This is a genomic window from Pseudomonas mucoides (assembly GCF_015461845.1).
Classification (GTDB): domain Bacteria; phylum Pseudomonadota; class Gammaproteobacteria; order Pseudomonadales; family Pseudomonadaceae; genus Aquipseudomonas; species Aquipseudomonas mucoides.
Genome location: NZ_JACOPW010000005.1, coordinates 371717 through 394859, shown reverse-complemented (window position 1 = coordinate 394859; position 23143 = coordinate 371717). Strand labels below are relative to the sequence as shown.

Here is a 23143-nt window from a genome sequence, read left to right as displayed (position 1 = left end):
CTGAGCAGTGTGTTAACCATCACGGAGAGACCAGTAATGTCCAACCCACTGCGCCCCGATCCACGCAGGTTTCCGCTGCACGTCCATATCAGCGTGATGTTTACCTTCCTGCTGCTACTCACGGGCGTGGTGCTGGGCATTTTCAATTACCGGCAAACCACGCAGATCATCTTGTCCAGCAGTGAAAAACTGTTCAACCGCATCGAACAGGATGTCCGGCTGGACCTGCAGGGCACTTATGAACCGATTCGCCATCTGTTGAGCCTGCTGGCGGACAACCCGGCGACCGAGGCGCCCGCGCTGGAGCAACGGCTCGCGCTGCTGAAACCCTTTAGCCAGTCGCTCAAAGACAATCCCAACCTGGCCTCGCTGTACCTGGGATACGGCAATGGCGACTTTTTCATGGTACGCCCCCTGCGCACCCCCGCCCTGAGAACGCTCACCAATGCCCCGGAGAATGCGGCCTATCAGGTCTGGAGCATTGAACAGCCTTCCGGTGCCGGGAAGGTGCGGTCCCAGTCGTTGTTTTTTGATCAAAACCTGGCGCTCGTCAGCCGCCAGGATAACCCTGAAGAAACCTACGATCCGCGCAAACGCGCCTGGTTTACCAGTGCTCGCAGCGATGAGGGCCAGATCACCACCGAACCCTATGTCTTTTTCTCCACTCACCATGTCGGGACGACGCTAGCCCGGCGCAGCGGCGAAAATGCGGTGATGGGCGCCGACCTGACCCTCGCCGAACTGTCGGCGACGCTGGCCAAACATGTGGTGACCCCGCATACCGAAATCGTGCTGTTCGATGCCGAGGGCAATGCCGTTGCCTATCCCGACAGCAGCCGTCTGATCGTCGACGACCAGACCGCACGCTTGATCAAGGCGGCCGATCTGAATCCGGCACTCGGTGCCCTGCTCACCCATCCGTCCGAGGGAAATCGCCTGGACGCCGCCGGTCGCGAATGGATTGTGGCCCGCAGCAGCATGCAGGAAGGCGGGCCGCAAGGATTGCAGTTGGCGCTGTTAGTGCCCGAAGATGAATTACTGGTCGATGCCTACCGCATGCGCTGGCAAGGGGCGTTGATCACGCTGGCAACGTTGTTGCTGTGCCTGCCGCTGGGGTGGCTCACCTCCAGAATTCTGGTCAAACCCTTACGTTCACTCGTGCAAGAAGCCGATGCGATCCGCAGTTTCAACTTCAACTTTCCCGTCAGCCGACGCTCCCCCGTGCTGGAAGTCGACCAACTGAGCGTGTCGATGACGCGCATGAAGGACACCCTCGCGAGCTTTTTCCAGATCTCTGACAGCTTGAGCGCCGAGACTCGTTTCGCCCCGTTGCTGCAACGGGTGCTGTTCGAAACCGTGAAGATCGGGCAGGCCCAGGCGGGCCTGATTTACCTGCGCGAGCAGGACGGCGACCGCATGGAGCCCCACGGTCTGGTGATCAACGAGACCTCTCAGGCGTTGTCGACGTTTGGTATTCAAGGTTACGAACTCCAGGGTTCACAGAGCCCTCAGTGGATGCAGCAGTTGTCCAGCGCCGACAATGTGGTCACCAGCCTGGGCTTCGAAAACGCAGCCGATCTGCAAAAGGTGCTGCTGGCGCTGGAATGTCCACGGGTTCACCTGATCGGTATCCGGCTGCACAATCGGCATAACGAAACCGTCGGCCTGCTGGTCCTTTTGCTGGCCGACAGCGGCGCACAAAGCGACCTGGAAAAGCTGCGCCCGGACCGTATCGCGTTTCTCCAGGCGGTGTCTGGCGCGGCGGCGGTAAGTATTGAAAGCCAGCGTTTGCAAGCCAGGCAGAAGCAGCTGCTGGACTCTTTCATTCAACTGCTGGCTGGCGCCATCGATGCCAAAAGCCCTTACACCGGCGGGCATTGTCAGAGAGTGCCGGAATTGACGCTGATGCTCGCCGAGGCTGCCGCGGCCAGTCAGGAGCCGGCCTTCAGCGGTTATCACCCGACGGAAGATGAATGGGAAGCCCTGCACATCGCGGCGTGGCTGCATGACTGCGGCAAGGTCACCACCCCGGAATATGTGGTTGATAAAGCCACCAAGCTTGAAACCCTGAACGACCGCATCCACGAAATCCGCACGCGTTTCGAAGTGCTCAAGCGCGATGCCTGGATCAACTACTGGCAGGCCATCGCCCAGGGCGGTGACGAACGTCAGCTGGCCGAATTACGCAATGCGAGCCTGGCGGGGCTGGACGATGATTTCGCGTTCGTCGCCCACTGCAATCTGGGCGGCGAGGCCATGGCCGAAGCCGACCTGCAACGCTTGCGCGGCATTGCTCAACGCACCTGGACTCGTACGCTGGATGATCGACTTGGGGTTTCATGGGAAGAGAATCGCCGCCAGGCACGCACACCGGCCCCGACGCTGCCGGTCAGCGAACCCTTGTTGGCGGACAAACCCGAACACCTGCTCGAACGCGCCGAAAACGAGCTGATTCCGGCTGACAATCCGTGGGGTTTCAAGCTCGATGTACCGCCGTACAAATACAACCGGGGCGAACTCTATAACCTGAGCATCACCCGAGGCACGCTGACTCGCGAGGAGCGCTACATCATCAATCATCACATGGTGCAGACGATCCTGATGCTCAGCCGCCTGCCCTTCCCCAGCCACCTCGACAACGTCGCGGAAATCGCCGGCGGCCATCACGAGAAAATGGACGGTACCGGTTATCCCAAACAGTTGAAGCGCGAAGAAATGAGCCTGCCGGCGCGCATGATGGCGATTGCCGATATCTTCGAAGCGCTGACCGCCGCCGATCGCCCGTACAAGAAGGCCAAAACCTTGAGCGAGGCCTTGGGCATCATGGCCAACATGTGCCGTGACGCCCACATTGACCCGGAACTGTTCGGGCTGTTCGTCCAGGCGCGCATTTATCTGCAGTACGCAGAACGATTCCTCGATCCGCAGCAGATTGACGCCGTCGACCCGACCAGCCTGCTGGTCAAGGCAGGCTTGAGTGCTTGATCAGCAATCGGTCAGGCGCAGGAAAATCGCCGCCAGGCGCTCGATACCGGCCTGATCTTCTGCGGTAAACCGCGCCAGTTTCGGGCTGTCGAGGTCGAGCACGCCGATCAGTCGACCGTCCTTGACCAGCGGCACAACCAGTTCGCTGTTCGATGCGCTGTCGCACGCGATATGTCCGGGAAAAGCATGCACGTCTTCAACCAATTGAGTCTGCAAGGTCGACGCTGCCGTCCCGCACACACCGCGGCCGAACGGAATCCGCACGCAGGCGATTTGCCCCTGGAACGGACCGAGTACCAGTTCTTCGTTGCGGTTGAGGTAGAAGCCGGCCCAGTTCAAATCGTCGAGCTGGTTGAACAGGAACGCCGAGAACTGTGCAGCGTTGGCAATGAAATCACGCTCGTCCGCCAGCAACGATTCCAGCTGCGCCCACAACATGCCGTAACCATCCAGCCCTTGGCCGCTCTTCTGTAAATCAATCATGCTTTGTGCTCCAACAGCTTGAGCCCGACCCAATAGCGGGCAAATTGATAAGCGCAACGTCCATTGCGATTGCCTCGGCCTCCTGCCCAACGCACCGCGAGGATGTCCAGCTCGTCGTCACGCTGCCACTCAAGCCCGGCCTTGCCGGCCAGTTGACCGATCCAGTGTTCGACGACGTTGAGGAAATGTTCCTGAGTAAACGGATAAAACGACAGCCACAGGCCGAAGCGGTCCGACAGCGCGATCTTGTCTTCCACCGCCTCGCTGGGGTGCAGTTCACCGTCGACGCGTTTCCAGTTTTCGTTATCGCTTTCCTTTTCCGGCACCAGGTGACGGCGGTTGGACGTGGCGTACAGCAGAACGTTGTCCGGCGCTTGTTCGAGGGAGCCGTCGAGCACGCTCTTGAGTACGCGATAATCGCCCTCGCCCGCCTCGAACGACAGGTCATCGCAGAACAGCACAAAGCGCTGCGGCAACTTGGCGATTTGCTCGACCACACGCGGCAGGTCCGCCAGGTGATCGCGCTCGATCTCGATCAGGCGCAAACCGGCCTGGGCGTGTTCGGCCAGCAAGGCCCGCACCAGCGACGATTTACCGGTGCCGCGCGAGCCCCAGAGCAACGCGTGGTTGGCCGGCATGCCGTCGAGGAACTGTTGGGTATTTCGCCCCAGTTGCTCCAGTTGCCGGTCGACGCCGATCAGGTCAGACAGGCGCATGTCGAGGCTGACGTGCAGCGGCAGCAGAAAACCGCTGCGCCCCTCGCGTTGCCAGCGTGCGGCCAGGCATTGATTCCAGTCGATGGCTTGCCGAGGTGCGGGCAGCAGCGGCTCGATACGGGCCAAAACAGCATCGGCGCGTTCAAGAAAAGCATTCAATCGGGCGTCCACGTCTTCTCCTCGGGCACATTCACAGTGATGATGGCGATACAGCGACGAATACACAGCGTTCAGTGCCCGGTTCATCCCCTGCTCAGGGGTTCGCGAGAACATCGGAATCCATGCATGATCGACTATGCTTGAGCAGCGAAAGGAAACGGAAGTGGTTCAACACCCCATGGACATCAAATTCACCCACCGGCTGTCATACAAGCAAGCCAGGCTTACTGTGCTGGTCGGTTTCATTCTGGGCACGCTGCTCAGCCTGCTGCAAATAGGCATCGATTATGCCAGCGAAGACGCCTCCATCAACCGCGAAATACTGTCTTTGCTGGAAATCAGCCACAACCCTGCCTCGCGCATCGCCTACAACATCGACGCCGAACTCGCCCAGGAACTGACCATGGGCCTGGTGCGCTCACCGGCGATCCTCAGCGCGAAACTGACCGACAACAACAATACCGTGCTGGCCAGCGTCAAACGCCCAAGCGCGCAAAGTGGCTATCGAGTCATCAGCGATTTCCTGTTCGGCGCCAATCGGCAGTTCGAAGACCGTCTGTTTCTCGATCACCTGCCCAACGAATCACTCGGGACCTTGCAACTGGAAGTCGACACCTACGCCTTCGGCAGCCGCTTCCTGCGCCGGGCCGAAGTGACGTTGCTCAACGGCTTCGCCCGAAGCCTGATCCTGACAGGCATTCTGCTGGCGCTGTTCTACGTGATGCTGACCAAGCCCCTGGTGCGGGTCATCCGCGAACTCAGTGGCCGCGATCCGCGCAGTGCGCAGCCGACCTGGCTGGAATACCCGGCGGGGCATGAAAACGATGAAATCGGTGTGCTGGTCAAAGTCGCCAACCAACAATTCGAAAACATCGCCACCGAGATCCAGCAACGACGCAACGCCGAAAACCGTCTGACCGACTACCTCAGTCAACTGGAAAACATCGTTTCGGCACGCACGGCCGAACTCAAGGCGATCAATGCCCGGCTCAGCCAATCCAATCAGGAACTTGAAGTCGCGCGCACCACGGCCATCGAGATGGCTGAAGCACGCTCGGTCTTTCTGGCCAACATGAGCCATGAAATCCGCACCCCTCTCAATGGTCTGTTGGGAATGATCGCGCTGTCGCTGGACGGCCCGCTCACGGCCGAACAGCAGCAACAACTGTCGATCGCCCACGACTCGGGCAAAGTGCTGGTGGAGCTGCTCAACGATATTCTCGACCTGTCGAAATTCGATGCCGGGCAACTGGAACTCGAACACATTCCGTTCGACCTTGGCGCGCTGGTTGAAGACACCGCCAACCTGCTCTCCCAGAATGCGGCGCCGAGCGTGGAGTTGACGTGCCTGATCGATCCACAATTTCCGGCACTGGTGCTGGGGGACCCGACCCGGGTGCGGCAGATCGTCAGCAACCTGTTGTCCAATGCGCTCAAGTTCACTCGCTTCGGTCGGGTCGATTTGCGTCTGTCTGCCTTCGAAGAGGGGGTCAGAATCGAAGTCTGCGACACCGGCATCGGGATCGCCCACGATGCCCAGGTCAAGATCTTCCAGCCCTTTACCCAGGCCGGCGCCGGTATTACCCGGCAGTTCGGCGGTACAGGGCTGGGCCTGGCCCTGACCTATAACCTCTGCGAAGCCATGCAGGGACGCCTGACGATCAGCTCGGAAGCCGGTTTTGGCAGTCAGTTCTGCGCCGAGCTGCCGCTGTCCGCTCACACTCGCGCCGTATCCCCGGCACCGCTGTCCGGCAAGATCATTGCGATCACCGCGGCCAGCAGCGGTCTGGCCGAGCTGCTGAAAACCCTGCTGCCGGCGTGGGGACTCGACTATCAACAGCGTTCCATCGATGACTCGCTGCTCGGACTTGAACCTGATGTCTTGATCACCGACTGCCCCGAATGCCTGTTTGGCCTGCGCCCCACCCTTGACGCGCCGATTCTGCTGGTGACCGCTTATGGCAACTTCATGCCCAGCGAACAGGCGAGTGCCCTCGCGCCCTTGCAGCAACAGGCACGGCCGCTGGCACGCAATGCGCTGTACCAGACCTTGCGGCGGATCTTGCAGCCAGAAACCACGATGATCAATGGCGCGCGGATCGAAGCCCTTCCCCACCAGCGGCGCGGACGGGTATTGCTGGTCGAGGACAACCCGGTCAATCAATTGGTCGCCAAAGGCATGCTCGGCAAATTGGGCTGCGAGGTCATCGTCGCCGCTCATGGGGCCGAAGCGCTGGATCAACTGGAGCAAAGCGACTTCGATCTGGTGCTGATGGACTGCAACATGCCGGTGATGGACGGCTACGAAGCCAGCCGGCAAATTCGTCGCAGCGGACGCTGGCCGCAACTGCCCATCGTCGCGCTGACCGCCAACGCCATGTCCGAGGAACGCGAACGCTGCCGCGCGGCGGGCATGAGCGACTACCTGGCCAAGCCTTTCCGCCGAGAAGAACTGGCCGCGCTGCTTGATCTATGGGTTCCAGCTACGACAGTGCCTTGATCTGCCCCAGCAAATGATCGAGACCATTACGCAGATCACTCAGGCGATCCAGATCCACCCCGCTGTCGCACAACAGGCGCGCCTTGAGCGGGCCGACCTGATCACGCAGCGCCTTGCCGGCCGGTGACAGGCTCAGGTGCACCTCACGCTCATCGCGAGCCGAACGCTGGCGCTGCACCAGTTGCAGTTGCTCAAGTCGCTTGAGCAACGGCGTCAGGGTGCCGGAATCCAGCGCCAGACGTTCGCCCAGGGCCTTGACCGTCGGTTGCTCAGGAGCGGCCTCCTGCCATTCCCACAACACCAGCATGGCCAGGTATTGCGGATAGGTCAGGCCGAGCTGGTCGAGCATCGGCTTGTAGGCTCGAATCACCGCACGGGAAGCGGCGTACAGCTTGAAGCAGAGCTGACTGTCGAGCTTCAGCGAATCGACTGACAGGCTATTCATTTGAGCAGGGCTTCAATCTCGCGGCTCAGGTCCTGCGGTTTGGTCGCCGGGGCAAAGCGCTTGACCAACTGACCGTCCTTGCCGATCAGGAACTTGGTGAAGTTCCACTTGATGCCCTGCGAACCCAGCACACCCGGTGCGCGCTTTTTGAGCTGAACGAACAACGGATGCGCACCGGCACCGTTGACGTCGACTTTCTTGAACAGCGGGAAGCTGACTCCGAAATTCAATTCGCAGAATTCGGAAATGGCGCCTTCATTGCCGGGTTCCTGCTTGCCGAACTGGTTGCACGGAAAGCCGAGCACCACCAACCCTTGGTCCTTGTAGGTCTGCCACAACTCTTCCAGACCTTTGTATTGCGGGGTGAAGCCGCACTTGCTGGCGGTATTGACCACGAGTACGGCCTTGCCGGCGTAATCGGCCAAGGTCTTTTGCTCACCCTTGATGGTGGTGCACGGGATGCTCAGCAGGTTGTCGGTCATGACTTGCACTCTTGATGAAAGAAGATGAGACAAACATAGCGAGCAATTGAATTGTGTGCAATTTAATAAATCAATGGAAGCAGGACAATCCCTGTAGGAGCACGCCTTGCTGGCGATGGCGTCCTTAAGATTGCCACGCCGGCAAGCCGTGCTCCTACAGGGCTCACACTATTCGCGGCACCAGATCCAGGCACACCGAGTTGATGCAATAACGCAGGCCGGTCGGCGGCGGACCGTCCGGGAACACGTGCCCCAGGTGTGCATCGCATTTGGCACAGACCACTTCGGTGCGGATCATGCCGTGACTGACATCACGGATCTCGACCATGGCGCTGTCGCCGATCGGCGCGTAGAAGCTCGGCCAGCCGCAACCGGAGTCAAATTTGGTCTTGGAGTCGAACAGCGGCTCGTTGCAGCAGATGCAGTGGTAAACGCCGTCAGTCTTGGTGCCGTTGTATTTACCGGAAAACGGCCGTTCGGTGCCCTTGAGGCGGCACACGTTGTACTGCTCCGGATCGAGCATTGCCTTCCATTCTTCCAGGGTTTTTTCCAACTTTTCCATCTTCACACCTCAGCAACTGAAAAAGCCCGATCTGTACCTTTTCCACGGATCGGGCGGCACGTATGATTGCGCCTCGTCAAACGCCAGTCTGGCAGCCAGACCACGCGCATTCAAACGGATTTATGGGTGCTGCATCTCAAGGCGTCAGGCCTGTGTGAATACGCAGGATTCCCAGTACGGTAGTTCATACACCGCCTGGATCGTTCATTTTCGGGAACACATCGCCATGCAGGTCAGCAAATCGAACAAGCTCGCCAACGTCTGCTACGACATTCGCGGCCCAGTGCTCAAGCACGCCAAACGCCTGGAAGAGGAAGGTCATCGCATCCTCAAGCTGAACATCGGCAACCCGGCGCCTTTTGGTTTCGAAGCGCCGGACGAAATCCTCCAGGACGTGATCCGCAACCTGCCGACCGCCCAGGGCTATAGCGATTCCAAAGGCCTGTTCAGCGCGCGCAAGGCCGTGATGCAGTATTACCAGCAGAAGCAGGTTGAAGGCGTCGGCATCGAAGACATCTACCTGGGCAACGGCGTTTCCGAACTGATCGTGATGTCGATGCAGGCCCTGCTCAACAATGGCGACGAAGTGCTGGTGCCGGCCCCGGATTATCCGCTGTGGACGGCCGCGGTCAGCCTGTCCGGCGGCAACCCGGTGCATTACCTGTGCGACGAACAGGCCAACTGGTGGCCGGACCTGGCCGACATCAAGGCCAAGATCACGCCGAACACCAAGGCGCTGGTGATCATCAACCCGAACAATCCGACCGGTGCGGTGTATTCCAAAGAAGTGCTGCTGGGCATGCTCGAACTGGCGCGCCAGCACAACCTGGTGGTGTTCTCGGATGAGATTTACGACAAGATTCTGTACGACGACGCCGTGCACATTTGCACCGCGTCCCTGGCCCCGGACCTGCTGTGCCTGACCTTCAACGGTCTGTCCAAGTCCTACCGCGTGGCCGGTTTCCGTTCCGGCTGGATCGCCATCTCCGGCCCGAAACATCACGCACAGAGCTACATCGAAGGCATCGACATGCTGGCCAATATGCGCCTGTGTGCCAACGTGCCTAGCCAGCATGCGATCCAGACCGCACTGGGCGGTTATCAGAGCATCAATGACCTGGTGCTGCCGCAGGGCCGCTTGCTGGAACAGCGCAATCGCACCTGGGAATTGCTTAACGACATTCCGGGCGTCACCTGCGTCAAGCCGATGGGCGCGCTGTATGCGTTCCCACGGATCGACCCGAAAGTCTGCCCGATCCACAACGACGAGAAGTTCGTGCTCGACCTGCTGCTCTCCGAGAAGCTGCTGGTGGTTCAGGGCACAGCCTTCAACTGGCCTTGGCCGGATCACTTCCGCGTGGTGACCCTGCCGCGTGTGGATGAACTGGAGATGGCCATCGGGCGGATCGGTAGCTTCCTCAAGTCCTACCGTCAGTAAAAGGGGTTCGTCACCGTGCGACTTTTTGCGAAAGTCGCGCGGTGATTAATTCAGCAACACATCTCTGCATCCCGCCGCACTTCCTTGTTTCAAGTCATGCCTGGTCACTGGTTGGGTGCTCGCGTCTAACGACGGCGGGGCCTATGCCGCGCTTTGCCTGTCAAACATTTCCCATGCCCGCATCGGAAAAGACCTGCAAACGGCTAGACTGTTGCCGTAGGACACAGTTTGAAATAGTCACCCGGTTGAATAGCCCGGTGCAGCACCTTATATACCCCGCAGTACGCTACATCTTTAGCACGAGGAGATTTCTACAACCATGATGCGCATCCTGCTGTTTTTGGCCACTAACCTGGCGGTCGTGCTGATTGCCAGCATCACCCTGAGCCTTTTCGGCTTCAACGGGTTCATGGCGGCCAACGGGGTTGATCTGAACCTCAATCAGCTGCTGATTTTCTGTGCGGTCTTTGGTTTTGCCGGTTCGCTGTTCTCGCTGTTCATCTCCAAGTGGATGGCGAAGATGAGCACCAGCACCCAGATCATCACCCAGCCACGCACCCGTCACGAGCAATGGCTGCTGCAAACCGTCGAGCAACTGTCCCGGGAAGCCGGGATCAAGATGCCTGAAGTCGGGATTTTCCCGGCCTACGAGGCGAACGCGTTCGCCACGGGCTGGAACAAGAACGACGCACTGGTCGCGGTCAGCCAGGGCTTGCTGGAGCGTTTCTCGCCTGATGAAGTGAAAGCCGTGCTGGCCCACGAAATTGGCCACGTGGCCAATGGCGACATGGTCACCCTGGCGCTGATTCAGGGCGTGGTGAACACCTTTGTGATGTTCTTCGCGCGGATCATCGGCAACTTTGTCGACAAGGTGATCTTCAAGAACGAAGAAGGCCAGGGGATTGCCTACTACGTGGCAACCATCTTCGCCGAGCTGGTCCTGGGCATTCTGGCCAGCTCCATCGTCATGTGGTTCTCGCGCAAGCGTGAATTCCGTGCCGACGAAGCCGGTGCACGCCTGGCCGGTACTGCCGCGATGATCGGCGCCCTGCAACGCCTGCGCGCCGAACAAGGCCTGCCGGTACACATGCCGGACACCCTGAACGCCTTTGGCATCAACGGTGGCATCAAGCAAGGGTTCGCCCGGATGTTCATGAGCCACCCGCCGCTGGAAGAACGTATCAACGCGCTGCATCGACTTCAGCGCTGATTGTTCAGCAACAAAAAAACAAGGCCCGCAGTGATGCGGGCCTTTTTTATTTGCCTGGTTGATGCGGTGTTCTTCCTGTCCTCATCGCGAGCAAGCTCGCTCCCACAGGGGAATGCATTCCAATGTGGGAGCGAGCTTGCTCGCGATGGGACCAGCAAACTCAACACACCTTAATGGCTGGAAACCCGATACACCCGCTCCTCAAGCCGGGTAACCCCCGCCTCCAGGAATTTCCCGCTCGAACTCAGAACATCCTGATCCTCTAGAATCTTCAGCGCCCACGAGCTACCGAACAACCGCTGCACTTCATCATCCAGCACGGCAAACGGCGGGCCGTCCATTTGCGTCTGGTCGTAGTCCAGGGTAATCAGCAACCCCAGCGACTTCTTCGGCAAAATCCGCGTCAGATGCGCGGCGTACTGCTCGCGCATCATCGGTGGCAAGGCTATCAACGCTGCGCGGTCGTACAGTGCGCTGCAGTCGGCGACATCACCGGCCGTCAACGCGAAGAAATCACCACACCAGATCTCGATCGAGCCCGCTCGATAGACCGTGAAAGGGTCTTGGTCGCTGACGTCCGGATCAAATTGATGCTCGTGGAAAAAGTCTTCCACCGCTTTTTCCGACAGCTCGACGCCCAACACCTCGTGACCGCACTTCGCCAGCCACAGCAGATCCAGGCTTTTCCCACAGAGCGGCACCAGTACGCGCGAGCCTTCTTCCAGCCCCAGCTGCGGCCAGTACCGTTGCAGATAAGGATTCACTTTCGGCAGGTGAAAGCCGATCTGATTCGTCGTCCACCGCTTGTGCCAAAACTCCGGCTGCATAATTAATCCCGAAAATTCGATCAAAAGACCCTAAAACTTATATTAGATTTAGATCAATGATCTGACTGAAGATGACGCCATCTTACCCCTCAGGAGCTCTTTCATGTTCCCCAGCCTGTACATATCCCATGGCTCGCCCATGTTGGCACTGGAACCGGGGGCCAGCGGACCGGCTCTAGCTCGATTAGCCGCCGAATTGCCGAAACCGAAAGCCATCGTGATCGTATCGGCGCATTGGGAAAGCAATGAGCTGCTGGTCAGCGGCAATCCCCGGCCGGAAACCTGGCACGACTTCGGCGGCTTTGCGCAGGCGTTGTTCGACGTTCAGTACCCCGCACCCGGTAATCCCCATTTGGCGGCGGAGGTTGTCGATTTATTGAAGGCCGCCGATCTGCCAGCACGCATCGATGCCAAGCGCCCGTTCGACCACGGTGTCTGGGTGCCTTTGACGTTGATGTATCCGCAAGCCGATATCCCCATTGTGCAAGTCTCGCTGCCCACCCGTGGCGGTCCTGCCCTGCAAACCCGCGTCGGCCATGCCTTGGCCAGCCTGCGTGAGCATGGCGTGCTGTTGATCGGCTCTGGGAGCATCACGCACAACCTGCGTGAACTGGATTGGCATGCGGGCCCGGAAAGCGTCGAGCCGTGGGCCAAATCCTTCCGCGACTGGATGATCGAGAAACTCGCGGCCGACGATGAAGCGGCGCTGCACGATTACCGTCAGCAGGCGCCCAATGCCGTGCGCAATCACCCTAGCGATGAGCATTTATTGCCGCTGTATTTTGCTCGTGGGGCTGGAGGCGAGTTCAGCATTGCGCATCAGGGGTTCACCATGGGCGCGCTGGGCATGGACATTTATCGTTTTGGCTGACCGGTAGACCGCGATGGGTGCGACGCTGCAGGACAGGCAGGGCACAAACAGCAGGCATAAAAAATCCCCGAACCAGTCGGGGATTTTTTATGTGCGATCAATCAGCTCAAGAGCGGATCAATCTTCGCGATAGCGACGCAGCTTCAACTGCTTACCGGCAACGCGAGTGTCCTTCAGTTTGGTCAGCAACTTCTCCAGACCATCTTCCGGCAGCTCGACGAGGCTGAAGCTGTCACGTACCTGGATGCGGCCGATGGCTTCACGAGCCAAACCGCCTTCATTCAGGATAGCGCCCAGCAGGTTCTTGGCAGCGATACCGTCACGCGCACCCAGCGCGGTACGGCAACGAGCACGACCTTCAGCCAATGGAACCGGAGCACGACGCTCGCGATCACCACGGTCCGGACGATCACCGGTACGCTCTGGACGATCGCCACGCGGTGCATTGTTCGGCACCAGTGGACGTTCTTTCTCGATCGCAGCCAGGGTCAACGCCTGAGCGTTGGTTGCCTTGCGCAGCAGAGCAGCGGCCAGTGCACGCGGAGTGCAACCGATGTCGGCAGTCAGACGATCCAGCAGATCACCGTGGGTCGATTCGGCATCAGCTACCAGCGGCGACAGGCTGTTGGTCAGTTTCTTGATGCGGGCATCGAGAACGGCCTGAGCGTCCGGCAGGCGAACTTCGGCAACCTTTTGACCGGTTACACGCTCGATCACTTGCAGCATGCGGCGCTCACGCGGAGTCACCAGCAGCAGTGCACGACCTTCGCGACCGGCACGGCCGGTACGGCCGATACGGTGAACGTAGGACTCTGGGTCGTACGGCATGTCAACGTTGAACACGTGAGTGATGCGCGGAACGTCCAGGCCACGAGCAGCAACGTCGGTCGCCACAACGATGTCCAGACGACCATCCTTGAGGGATTCGATCACGCGCTCACGTTGGTTCTGAGCAATGTCACCGTTCAGCGCAGCGGCTTTGTAGCCTTTGGCTTCCAGGGCACTGGCCAGGTCCAGGGTCGCTTGCTTGGTGCGCACGAACATGATCAGGGCGTCGAAATCTTCCACTTCCAGCAGGCTCAATACAGCCGAGGTCTTCTGGTCAGCGTGAACCAACAGGTGAGCCTGTTCGATCGCGGTAACGGTCTGAGTCTTGGTCTGGATCTTCACGTGTTGCGGATCGCGCAGATGGCGTTCGGCAATGGCACGGATCGACTGTGGCAGAGTGGCCGAGAACAATACGGTCTGACGGGTTGCTGGCAGAGCCTTGAAGATGACTTCGAGGTCGTCCATGAAACCCAGTTTGAGCATTTCGTCCGCTTCGTCGAGAACCAGGTGGTTCACGGTAGCCAGGACTTTTTCGTCACGACGCAGGTGGTCGCAAAGACGGCCCGGAGTGGCGACAACGATCTGTGCGCCATTACGGATTGCTTTCAGTTGTGGACCCATAGGGGCGCCGCCGTAAACGGCCACAACGGTAACGCCCGGCATTTGCTTGGCGTAGGTTTCGAAAGCGGTTGCTACTTGCAGCGCCAACTCACGGGTTGGCGCCAGGATCAGGGCTTGCGGTTCGCGCTTTGCAGGATCGATGCGATGCAGGATTGGCAGAGCGAACGCGGCGGTTTTACCGGTACCGGTTTGCGCTTGGCCAATCATGTCGTGGCCGGCCATGATGATCGGGATCGATTGCTGCTGAATAGCCGAAGGCTCTTCGTAGCCGGTCGCAATGACGGCTGCAAGGATATTCGGATTAAGATTAAAAGCGGCGAAGCCGCCGGTTTCCTGGGTCATGGGTCTGCCTCTAAGTGCATCCGCAAAGACCCATGCTCCAAAGCTGCGCATGCCGTGTAAGACTCAAGAGTCGCCCTGGCTGCTTTGTCGGCGGGGATTTGCGAAAACGAATGAATGAAAAAGATTCGTCAAGGGAGAGTCCGCTGTGCGGACGTGCAGCCGAAGCTGACTTCGGGGAATTGCGCTACCTAAACGCGGCCCGGTTAAAGGCCGGCGCGCACTATACCGGAATTCGCCAAAAAAGGGAGCATTATTTGTCGGAAAACTGACGGATACACCGTTGTGTCACAGGCTTTGCGGATAATCCTGACACGGTCTATTTTTCAAAGGCCCGGCCCTGCTGGTGATGGCGCTAAAACGGTTCATCGTTAGCAAGCAGACCTGCGGTCTGACACACCCTTCCCGCCCGAGGAATTGTTCCATGAATCAGCCCGCTTGCAGTCGCGTCACCCGCGAACGACACGGTCATGTCCTGATGATCGGCCTGGATCGGGTGGCCAAGCGCAACGCCTTCGACCTTGAACTGCTCAACGAACTGAGCCTGGCCTACGGCGAATTCGAGGCCGATAACGAGGCGCGGGTCGCGGTGGTGTTCGGTCATGGCGAGCATTTCACCGCCGGGCTCGATCTGGTCAGTGCCAGCGCGGCGTTGGCCGAAGGCTGGCAGGCCCCGCCGGGTGGCTGCGATCCATGGGGTGTTTTTGCCGGCCCCCGCGTCAGCAAACCGGTGATTGTTGCCGCGCAAGGCTACTGCCTGACCATCGGCATCGAGTTGATGCTGGCCGCTGACATCAACCTGTGCGCCAGTAACACCCGCTTTGCCCAGAAAGAAGTGCAGCGCGGGATTTTTCCGTTTGGCGGCGCCACATTGCGCCTGCACCAGGTCGCCGGCTGGGGCAATGCCATGCGCTGGCTGCTCACCGGTGATGAGTTTGATGCGCATGACGCGTTGCATCTGGGTCTGGTGCAGGAAGTCATGGCCAGCGAGGATCTGCTGCCAAGGGCGATTGAATTGGCGGAACGGATTGCCCGGCAGGCGCCATTGGGCGTGCAGGCGACGTTGATGTCGGCGCGGCAGGCGCGCTATGAAGGGGAAACGGCGGCGGCGCAGGGATTGCCGCCGCTGGTGAAGAAGTTGTTGGCGAGTGAGGATGCCAAGGAGGGGGTGCGGTCGATGGTCGAGAAGCGGCCCGGTATCTTCAAAGGGCTTTGATTTTGTGTTGTTTTTTCGGACTTAATCGCGGGCAAGCCTTGCTCCTACAAGGGTTATCCACAACCTGTAGAAGCAAGGCTTGCCCGCGATGAGGCCATTACAGGCAACCCATTTAAGTCGCCGGGCGAATCGCCTTGATCAGCGACTGCAACGAATACCCCAATCGCGGCGCCAGCCCTTCGGCCCGGGCGAGCAAACCGTCCATGTCCAATTCCTGATCCAGCTCCGAAGGCACGATCAAAATCACATTGCCCTCCTTCACCGGCAGCTCCCAGTAATGCCGGTGATAAAGCCCGCGCAACAACGCCGCGCCCAACGGTTTTCCATCATCGGTGGCCCATTGATTGATCACCAGCCAGCCCCCCGGATTCAAGCGCTTCTGACAGTTTTCCAGAAAGCTCCAGGCCAGATGCCCGACACCCGGACCGACATCGGTGTAAAGGTCGACGAAAATCAGGTCCGCCGGCTCAGCGGTGTCGAGCAATTCCAGCGCATCACCCACCCGGATATACAACCGAGGATCATCATCCAACCCCAGGTATTCAATGGCCAGGCGCGGTACGTCCGGGCGCAATTCAATCGCTTCGACATCTTCCAGCGGCAGAAACTTCAGGCAGGCCTGAGTCAGCGTGCCCGCGCCAAGCCCCAGAAACAGCGCGCTTTCCGGCTGCTCGTGGCACAGCGCACCGATCAGCATCGCCCGGGTGTAGTCGTACTCGAGCCAGCTCGGATCAGCGGTGAAGACGCAGCTCTGCTCGATGGCATCGCCGAACTCCAGAAAACGGTAGTCGGCGACTTCCAGCACGCGTATCACGCCGAACTCATCCTGTACCTCGGCGAGCAGATGCTCGACGCGCTCCTCAGTCATTTCGTCTCCTGATTGCTGCCGCGCCGACCTGTGATAAACAGCAGCGCAATAAAACCGCGAGGGGGCGCGGCAAAGGCGCGATTGTCCGCGAAGCGACGGGAACAGGTCACGCACTAATTGCTGATAACATAACCGTCCGAGCGTAAAACACTAGAGAACGTGATGAGCCAACCCTGGAGCCCTGACAGCTGGCGCGCCCTGCCGATCCAGCAACAACCTCAATACCCCGACGCCGCTCACTTGCAGCAAGTCGAGCAAACCCTGGCCGGTTATCCGCCGCTGGTGTTTGCCGGTGAGGCCCGGGAGTTGCGCCGTCAGTTTGCCGAAGTGACCCAGGGGCGCGCCTTCCTGTTGCAGGGCGGCGATTGCGCCGAGAGCTTTGCCGAGTTCTCTGCCGCGAAAATCCGCGACACCTTCAAAGTCCTGCTGCAAATGGCGATCGTCATGACCTTCGCCGCCGGTTGCCCGGTGGTCAAGGTCGGGCGCATGGCCGGTCAGTTCGCCAAACCGCGTTCGGCCAATGACGAAACCATCGACGGCGTGACCCTGCCCGCCTACCGTGGCGACATCGTCAACGGCATCGGTTTCGACGAGAAAAGCCGCGTGCCGGACCCGGAACGCCTGCTTCAGTCTTACCATCAGTCCACCGCCACCCTGAACCTGCTGCGGGCATTCGCCCAGGGCGGGTTTGCCGATCTGCATCAGGTGCACAAGTGGAACCTGGACTTCATCGCCAACTCGGCACTGGCGGAAAAATACAGCCACCTGGCCGACCGCATCGATGAAACCCTGGCGTTCATGCGCGCCTGCGGCATGGACACTTCGCCGCAATTGCGCGAAACCAGTTTCTTCACCGCCCACGAAGCGCTGCTGCTCAACTACGAAGAAGCCTTCGTACGGCGCGACAGCCTGACCAACGATTACTACGATTGCTCGGCGCACATGCTGTGGATCGGCGACCGCACCCGCCAGCTCGATGGCGCACACGTCGAATTCCTGCGTGGGGTGAACAACCCGATCGGGGTCAAGGTCGGCCCAAGCATGAACCCTGAAGACCTGATTCGCCTGATTGACGTGCTGAACCCGGACAACGATCCGGGCCGGCTGAACCTGATCGCGCGAATGGGTGCGAACAAGGTTGGCGATCATTTGCCGGCGCTGATCCGCGCAGTGCAGCGCGAAGGCAAGCAGGTGCTGTGGAGCTCCGACCCGATGCACGGCAACACCATCAAGGCCAGCAGCGGCTACAAAACCCGCGACTTCGCGCAGATCCTTGGCGAGGTGAAGCAATTCTTCCAGGTTCACCAGGCGGAAGGCAGTTATGCCGGCGGTATCCACATCGAGATGACCGGGCAGAACGTGACTGAATGCATTGGTGGGGCGCGGCCGATTACTGAGGATGGGCTGTCGGACCGGTATCACACCCATTGTGATCCACGGATGAATGCAGATCAGTCGCTGGAATTGGCTTTTCTTATTGCGGAGACACTGAAACAGGTTCGGCGTTAAGCCAGCAGGTTCTTTATTGCTTGACTGGCCGCCATCGCGGGCAAGCCCGCTCCCACAGGGTTTAGGTGATCCATGTGGGAGCGGGCTTGCCCGCGATGGCGGCCGCTTAAACACCAGAGAATTGAGCCAATGCCACTCTTAACCTGTCGGCACTCACCCGCTGACAATTCAACTGCACCCGCTCAAGCCCCAACCAGTCCGCCATCCGCTGCAGATTGACTGCCAAAGCTTGCATCCCTTCATCATCCAGCCCCGGCTCTTCCTCGTGTACCGCGTGCACCGCCAACCGCCCCAACGCCCGCTCCGCCCGCAGATCCACCCGCGCGGCAATCCGTTCGTTGTGCAAAAACGGCAACACGTAATACCCGTAAACCCGCTTGTCCTGCGGCGTATAAATCTCCAGCCGGTAGCGGAAATCAAACAACCGCTCGGTACGACTGCGTTCCCAGATCAGCGAATCAAACGGTGAAAGCAATGCACTGGCCGCAACCTTGCGCGGCACTTTCGGCTCGGGCAGGCAATACGCCGCTTGCCGCCAGCCTTGCACTTCGCAGGTCAGCAACTCACCGGCCTCGACCAGTTCTGCCAGACGCGGGCGACTGTCTGCCGGGTTCAAGCGAAAATAGTCCCGCAGGTCTTTTTCCGTGCCGACACCCAATGCCGTCACCGCATGCAATAACAGGCCGCGCTGAGCCTCGGCCTCACTTAATTCCGGCTGCTGCAAAATGGCCGAAGGAATCACCCGCTCCGGCAAATCATAAAGTCGTTCGAAACCACGCCGGCCGGCCACCGTCACTTCGCCGGCGGCAAACAACCATTCCAGCGCATGCTTTTCCGCGCTCCAGTCCCACCACGGCCCGGCCCGTTCCTCACGAGTCGACAGGCTTCCGGCACCCAGCGCGCCGAGTTCTTCGACCGAGGCCAGCACCCGGCGAATGGTGTCCTGTTGTTCACGCCCGAAACGCGCCAGTTGCTGATAGATATCTTCGCCACGCGTAGCGCGCTGCATGCGCCAACGCATCAGGGGATACATCGACAACGGCAGCAACGAGGCTTCGTGCCCCCAGTATTCAAACAACGTGCGACGTCGGCCCTGACTCCAGGCAGCCTGATCGAGTAAGTCGGATGAGTAATTTCCAAGGCGGGAAAACAAGGGAAGGTAGTGCGAACGCACTAACGCGTTGACCGAATCGATCTGCAAAATACCCAGCCGTTCGATCAGTCGATTGAGTTGAACAGGCGTGATCGTCGCTGGCGGCTGGCGCCCGTTGAACCCTTGGGCAGCCAGTGCCAGACGTCGAGCTTGTCGGTTGGAAAAGGACAGCGTTGCGGGCATGAATACCTCCGTGTCTGCTCGCAACCTACCTCACCAGAGAGGGGTTTGTGTAGCAATGGCCTCATCATTTATGCATCGGATCATCCCAGAAGGGTCTGACCGATTCATGTTCGACATCGGCACGACTGACGCCTATGTCCTTGAGTGCTTCATCGCTCAGACTCGCCAGCAATTCGCGCTCACGATGAAGTTCGTACCAGCGGGTAAACTTGTGCAGCAGATCGGATACCGCATGAATGGAGAATCTTTCTTCCGTTACGTGTTGATGTTGACCTTTCATCTCGTTGTCCTCCGTTGGGGATGGCTCAAGTCTCGCTCGAGGGATAAGATCAATCCAACGAATGTTTCTGATGGTAACCATCTCGGAGATTGATGGATGTCAGCTTTCCCCAGTATCGATACGGATGTCCTGCGTACCTTTGTCGCCATCGCCGACCAGGGCGGTTTCACCCGCGCCGGTGAATTGGTCAATCGCACGCAGTCGGCGGTGAGCATGCAGATGAAACGTCTGGAAGAGGACGTGTTGCAGCGCCAACTGTTCGAACGCGATGGGCGACAGGTCAAACTGACCGCCGAAGGCCAGGTTTTGCTGGGGTATGCGCGGCGCATTCTCAAACTCCACAGCGAAGTGTTCAACACGCTGCGGGAGCCGCACATGGTCGGCACCGTGCGCATCGGCACACCGGACGATTACGTGATGCGCTTTCTGCCGGGGATTTTGTCGCGCTTCGCCAAGAGCTATCCGCTGATCCAGATCGAGGTTCACTGCGAATCATCAAAACAATTGCTGCAACGTCAGGACCTGGATCTGTCCATCGTCACTCGCGAGCCCGGGACCGAGATTGGCCAGTTGTTACGCAAGGAACGTTTCGTCTGGGCCGAAGCGCAATGCTTCAGCGCCCATGAGCAGACGCCATTGCCTCTGGCGATGTTCAACAGTGATTGTTTCTGCCGGCTGTGGGCGTGTAACGCACTGGATGCGATGGGCCGTGATTACCGGATTGCCTACAACAGTTCGAGCCTGTCGGCATTGATGGCCGTGGTCAGCGCCGGGCTGGCGGTGACCGCGCAACTGGAAAGCCTGATCACCCCGGACATGCGCATCCTCGGTGAGGCCGAAGACCTGCCGCAATTACCGGAAGCCTGCATCATGCTCGTGCGCAATCTGCACAACCCGTCGCCGATCACCGAGTGCCTGGCCGAGCACATTGTCGAAGGCTTCAAACTTTAAGCGCGAGCATCACCGCCGAGCACACCAGAAAACCGCAGAACAACCCGCGCAGCAGACGCTCCGGCATTGCGTGGGCGATCTTTACGCCCCAACTGATGCTCATCAACCCGCCGATGGCCAACGGCACGCCAATCAGCCAGTCGACCTGATGGTGCGCCGCGTAAGTCACCAGCGTGACGCCGGTGCTGGGTAACGCCAGCGCCAGCGACAACCCTTGGGCCACCACCTGACTGGTGCCAAACAGGCTGGTCAACACCGGCGTCGCCACCACCGCCCCGCCTACACCAAACAAGCCGCCCATGGTCCCGGAAGCCGCGCCGAGCACACCCAGCCATGGCCAGCCGTAATGCATCTGCGCCGAGGCGGGGGTATTGGCGATGAACATTCGGAACAGGTTGTAGGCCGACAGCGCCACCAGGAACGCGACAAAGCCGCTGCGCATGGTTTGCGCATCGATGCCGACCGCCCAGATCGAACCGATCCAGGCAAAACAGAAGCCCATCGACGCCAAGGGCAGCGCGTGACGCAATTCAATGCGATTGCGCTGGTGATAGCGCCACAGCGCCAGCATGACGTTGGGTACGACCATCACCAGCGCGGTGCCTTGGGCGATTTGTTGATCAAGCCCGAACAGGACGCCCAGCAACGGGATCGCGATCAAACCGCCGCCGATCCCGAACAACCCGCCGAGGGTGCCGAGGGCCGCGCCAAACACCAGATACATCACAAACTCGATCACGGGCGATTCCTCTTTTGTCAGGGTGTTCATGCTACGCAGTCCGCGATGGCGCGGAAACGCACAGCACCGCACAATGGCTGTGCCAACTTCGCATAGCCGTGATCACCATGAACCCTAATCAATTGACCGAACAGCTTGGGCTGTTTCTGGATGTGCTGGAATCCGGAAGCTTCTCCGCGGCCTCCCGCCGCCATCCCCTGACCCCATCGGCCGTGGCGCGGCGCATTGATAGTCTGGAAAAGGCCGTCGGCAGCCAGTTGTTCACCCGCAGCACTCACGCCGTGATGGCGACCCCGGCGGGCCTGGCCTTTGCCGAGCGCGCCCGACGAATCGTCGCCGAGCTTCGGCTGGCACGGGCCGAAGCGGTGTCCCTGAGCAGCGCGCCGGAAGGCTTGATCAGAATCGATGCGCCCGCGGCATTCGGGCGACGGCATCTGGCCCCGGTGATTGCCGATTTCCTGATGCTGTACCCCGGCCTCGACGTGCAACTGCACCTGATCGACAGCTTCGTCGACATGCAAGGCTTGAACCTGGGCAAGGTCGATCTGGTATTGCGCGCCGGACAGATGGCCGACACCCGACTGGTGGCCACGCCACTGGCGAGCCTGGTGCGCATTGCCTGCGCCAGCCCGGACTATCTGCAACGCCGCGGTGTGCCAACCGAGCCCGCACAGTTAGTCGATCACGAAGGCCTCGATTGGGATGGACTCGCCCCGCCCTTCGCGTGGCGCTTCGAACGTGACGGGCAAATGCATTTGCATCGCCCGACGCGGATCCGCATGAGCGCCAACAATGCCGAAGCGCTGGTCTGTGGCGCATTGGCCGGGCTGGGCATCGCCCACCTGCCGACCTGGCTGGCCAGTGAATACCTGCTGCGCGGTGAATTGCTGCCGCTGTTCTGCGAAAACGGTCTGCCCAAACCGGAGAGCGCCGGCATCTATGCCTTGCGATTGGCGCAACAGCTTAACTCGCGCAGCCGGTTGTTGCTGGAATACCTCAAGACTCGCTTCAGCCCGATCCCGCCGTGGGACCTGGCACTGCAAAACACGCTGGATCGCCACTAGTCGAAAATTATATGGCGCATTAAAGATTCGCCCGCTAGATTCATGAGGATTACCGATCAAGGCTTTTGAGATGACCACCGAACGCGACACCCCGGATAACTGTGAACAACTGCTGCTGGATAATCAGGCGTGTTTCGCCCTGCACTCGACTTCGCTACTGATGACCAAGGTCTATAAACCGCTGTTGCAAGCGCTGGGCCTGACCTATCCGCAATACCTGGCGATGATGGTGCTGTGGGAACGCGATGGTTTGACCGTAGGTGAAATCAGCACGCGCCTGCTGACCGATCCCGGCTCGCTGACGCCGTTGCTCAAACGCCTGGAGGTCGAAGGCCTGCTCAGCCGCACCCGCAGCCGCGAAGACGAACGGGTGGTGATCGTCGAACTCACTGAACAAGGTCGCGCCTTGCGGGAAAAGGCACGCAGCATTCCGCAGTGCATCCTCGGCGCCAGCGGGATGACCGTGGAGCGACTGAACAAACTGCAAGCGGAGCTGCAAGTGCTGCGCGACAATTTGCAGAACAGCCTCTGATCCCTCTACCAACCTGAATCCCTGTAGGAGTGAGCCTGCTCGCGATAGCGGTGTGACATTCGAACATTGATGTCGATTGATGCACCGCTATCGCGAGCAGGCTCACTCCTACATTGGTTTTGTTGTGTGCTTTCAACCTTGTTCAGCCCTTCCTCAAAAAATTTTCAGTCCTGAAAATCTCG

The 23143-nt window shown here is 59.6% G+C and carries 21 protein-coding genes; 10 read left to right on the top strand and 11 right to left on the bottom strand.

Features of this window, described 5'->3' with window-relative positions:
* The first annotated feature begins 36 nt into the window (after positions 1 to 36).
* Positions 37 to 2985 carry an HD domain-containing phosphohydrolase gene (locus tag H8F22_RS22915; RefSeq protein WP_059182409.1) on the top strand — a complete coding sequence of 983 codons (2949 nt, stop codon included), beginning with the start codon at positions 37 to 39 and terminating at the stop codon, positions 2983 to 2985.
* Here the strand turns inward: H8F22_RS22915 and H8F22_RS22910 are convergent, their stop codons facing one another.
* Positions 2986 to 3468, bottom strand: a complete 483-nt coding sequence (locus tag H8F22_RS22910) for a GAF domain-containing protein (RefSeq protein ID WP_027925736.1) — start codon at positions 3466 to 3468, stop codon at positions 2986 to 2988.
* The gene (locus H8F22_RS22905; RefSeq protein WP_059182408.1) at positions 3465 to 4355 is read right to left on the bottom strand and encodes an ATP-binding protein; all 891 of its coding nucleotides are present in this window, start codon (positions 4353 to 4355) and stop codon (positions 3465 to 3467) included. The genes H8F22_RS22910 and H8F22_RS22905 overlap by 4 nt, the downstream gene beginning before the upstream one ends.
* 166 nt (positions 4356 to 4521) lie before the next feature.
* Between H8F22_RS22905 and H8F22_RS22900 the strand changes: the two genes are divergently transcribed.
* A complete protein-coding gene (locus H8F22_RS22900) occupies positions 4522 to 6843 on the top strand; it encodes a hybrid sensor histidine kinase/response regulator (RefSeq protein ID WP_027925734.1) in 2322 nt (773 codons plus the stop codon).
* On the opposite strand, the gene H8F22_RS22895 is transcribed toward H8F22_RS22900, so the two are convergent.
* The 3 genes from H8F22_RS22895 to msrB form a co-directional block, all read right to left on the bottom strand.
* Positions 6827 to 7288 (bottom strand): MarR family winged helix-turn-helix transcriptional regulator, encoded by a 462-nt coding sequence (locus H8F22_RS22895; protein ID WP_059182407.1) that lies wholly within the window; start codon positions 7286 to 7288, stop codon positions 6827 to 6829. The genes H8F22_RS22900 and H8F22_RS22895 overlap by 17 nt on opposite strands.
* Positions 7285 to 7770, bottom strand: coding sequence for a glutathione peroxidase (locus tag H8F22_RS22890; protein ID WP_027925732.1), 486 nt, complete (start codon positions 7768 to 7770; stop codon positions 7285 to 7287). Before H8F22_RS22890 ends, H8F22_RS22895 begins: the two co-directional genes overlap by 4 nt.
* A gap of 163 nt (positions 7771 to 7933) precedes the next feature.
* On the bottom strand, positions 7934 to 8332 hold the full coding sequence (gene msrB / locus H8F22_RS22885) for a peptide-methionine (R)-S-oxide reductase MsrB (protein ID WP_027925731.1): 399 nt from the start codon (positions 8330 to 8332) through the stop codon (positions 7934 to 7936).
* 226 nt (positions 8333 to 8558) lie between these two features.
* Between msrB and H8F22_RS22880 the strand changes: the two genes are divergently transcribed.
* Both H8F22_RS22880 and htpX read left to right on the top strand, forming a co-directional pair.
* Positions 8559 to 9770: a pyridoxal phosphate-dependent aminotransferase gene (locus H8F22_RS22880; RefSeq protein WP_027925730.1), complete on the top strand. Its 1212-nt coding sequence runs from the start codon at positions 8559 to 8561 to the stop codon at positions 9768 to 9770.
* Positions 9771 to 10089: 319 nt separating this feature from the next.
* Complete coding sequence (htpX, locus tag H8F22_RS22875; RefSeq protein ID WP_027925729.1) at positions 10090 to 10980, top strand: protease HtpX; 891 nt, start codon at positions 10090 to 10092, stop codon at positions 10978 to 10980.
* 170 nt (positions 10981 to 11150) lie between these two features.
* Here htpX and H8F22_RS22870 read toward each other — a convergent pair whose 3' ends face one another.
* Positions 11151 to 11807, bottom strand: coding sequence for a thiopurine S-methyltransferase (locus H8F22_RS22870; protein WP_027925728.1), 657 nt, complete (start codon positions 11805 to 11807; stop codon positions 11151 to 11153).
* Between the two features lie 103 nt (positions 11808 to 11910).
* Between H8F22_RS22870 and H8F22_RS22865 the strand changes: the two genes are divergently transcribed.
* The gene (locus H8F22_RS22865) at positions 11911 to 12678 is read left to right on the top strand and encodes a DODA-type extradiol aromatic ring-opening family dioxygenase (protein ID WP_027925727.1); all 768 of its coding nucleotides are present in this window, start codon (positions 11911 to 11913) and stop codon (positions 12676 to 12678) included.
* A gap of 117 nt (positions 12679 to 12795) precedes the next feature.
* On the opposite strand, the gene H8F22_RS22860 is transcribed toward H8F22_RS22865, so the two are convergent.
* Complete coding sequence (locus H8F22_RS22860; RefSeq protein WP_007943712.1) at positions 12796 to 14469, bottom strand: DEAD/DEAH box helicase; 1674 nt, start codon at positions 14467 to 14469, stop codon at positions 12796 to 12798.
* A gap of 421 nt (positions 14470 to 14890) precedes the next feature.
* On the opposite strand from H8F22_RS22860, the gene H8F22_RS22855 reads away from it, so the two are divergent.
* Positions 14891 to 15682 carry a crotonase/enoyl-CoA hydratase family protein gene (locus tag H8F22_RS22855; protein ID WP_027925726.1) on the top strand — a complete coding sequence of 264 codons (792 nt, stop codon included), beginning with the start codon at positions 14891 to 14893 and terminating at the stop codon, positions 15680 to 15682.
* Between the two features lie 112 nt (positions 15683 to 15794).
* Here H8F22_RS22855 and H8F22_RS22850 read toward each other — a convergent pair whose 3' ends face one another.
* Complete coding sequence (locus H8F22_RS22850) at positions 15795 to 16550, bottom strand: spermidine synthase (protein WP_027925725.1); 756 nt, start codon at positions 16548 to 16550, stop codon at positions 15795 to 15797.
* Positions 16551 to 16712: 162 nt separating this feature from the next.
* Between H8F22_RS22850 and H8F22_RS22845 the strand changes: the two genes are divergently transcribed.
* On the top strand, positions 16713 to 18059 hold the full coding sequence (locus tag H8F22_RS22845; RefSeq protein WP_027925724.1) for a class II 3-deoxy-7-phosphoheptulonate synthase: 1347 nt from the start codon (positions 16713 to 16715) through the stop codon (positions 18057 to 18059).
* Between the two features lie 106 nt (positions 18060 to 18165).
* Here H8F22_RS22845 and H8F22_RS22840 read toward each other — a convergent pair whose 3' ends face one another.
* Positions 18166 to 19395, bottom strand: coding sequence for a winged helix-turn-helix domain-containing protein (locus tag H8F22_RS22840; protein ID WP_194940716.1), 1230 nt, complete (start codon positions 19393 to 19395; stop codon positions 18166 to 18168).
* A gap of 64 nt (positions 19396 to 19459) precedes the next feature.
* The gene (locus tag H8F22_RS22835; protein ID WP_027925722.1) at positions 19460 to 19675 is read right to left on the bottom strand and encodes a DUF1127 domain-containing protein; all 216 of its coding nucleotides are present in this window, start codon (positions 19673 to 19675) and stop codon (positions 19460 to 19462) included.
* Positions 19676 to 19771: 96 nt separating this feature from the next.
* Here H8F22_RS22835 and H8F22_RS22830 point away from each other — a divergent pair, with 96 nt between their 5' ends.
* Positions 19772 to 20626 (top strand): LysR substrate-binding domain-containing protein, encoded by an 855-nt coding sequence (locus H8F22_RS22830; protein ID WP_027925721.1) that lies wholly within the window; start codon positions 19772 to 19774, stop codon positions 20624 to 20626.
* Here the strand turns inward: H8F22_RS22830 and H8F22_RS22825 are convergent.
* Positions 20616 to 21365: a sulfite exporter TauE/SafE family protein gene (locus H8F22_RS22825; protein WP_027925720.1), complete on the bottom strand. Its 750-nt coding sequence runs from the start codon at positions 21363 to 21365 to the stop codon at positions 20616 to 20618. The two genes, H8F22_RS22830 and H8F22_RS22825, sit on opposite strands and share 11 nt — an antisense overlap.
* Positions 21366 to 21472: 107 nt before the next feature.
* Between H8F22_RS22825 and H8F22_RS22820 the strand changes: the two genes are divergently transcribed.
* Both H8F22_RS22820 and H8F22_RS22815 read left to right on the top strand, forming a co-directional pair.
* Positions 21473 to 22429, top strand: a complete 957-nt coding sequence (locus tag H8F22_RS22820) for a LysR family transcriptional regulator (protein ID WP_194940715.1) — start codon at positions 21473 to 21475, stop codon at positions 22427 to 22429.
* A 70-nt stretch (positions 22430 to 22499) separates the two neighbouring features.
* Positions 22500 to 22961: a MarR family winged helix-turn-helix transcriptional regulator gene (locus H8F22_RS22815; protein WP_027925718.1), complete on the top strand. Its 462-nt coding sequence runs from the start codon at positions 22500 to 22502 to the stop codon at positions 22959 to 22961.
* Positions 22962 to 23143 lie beyond the last annotated feature (182 nt).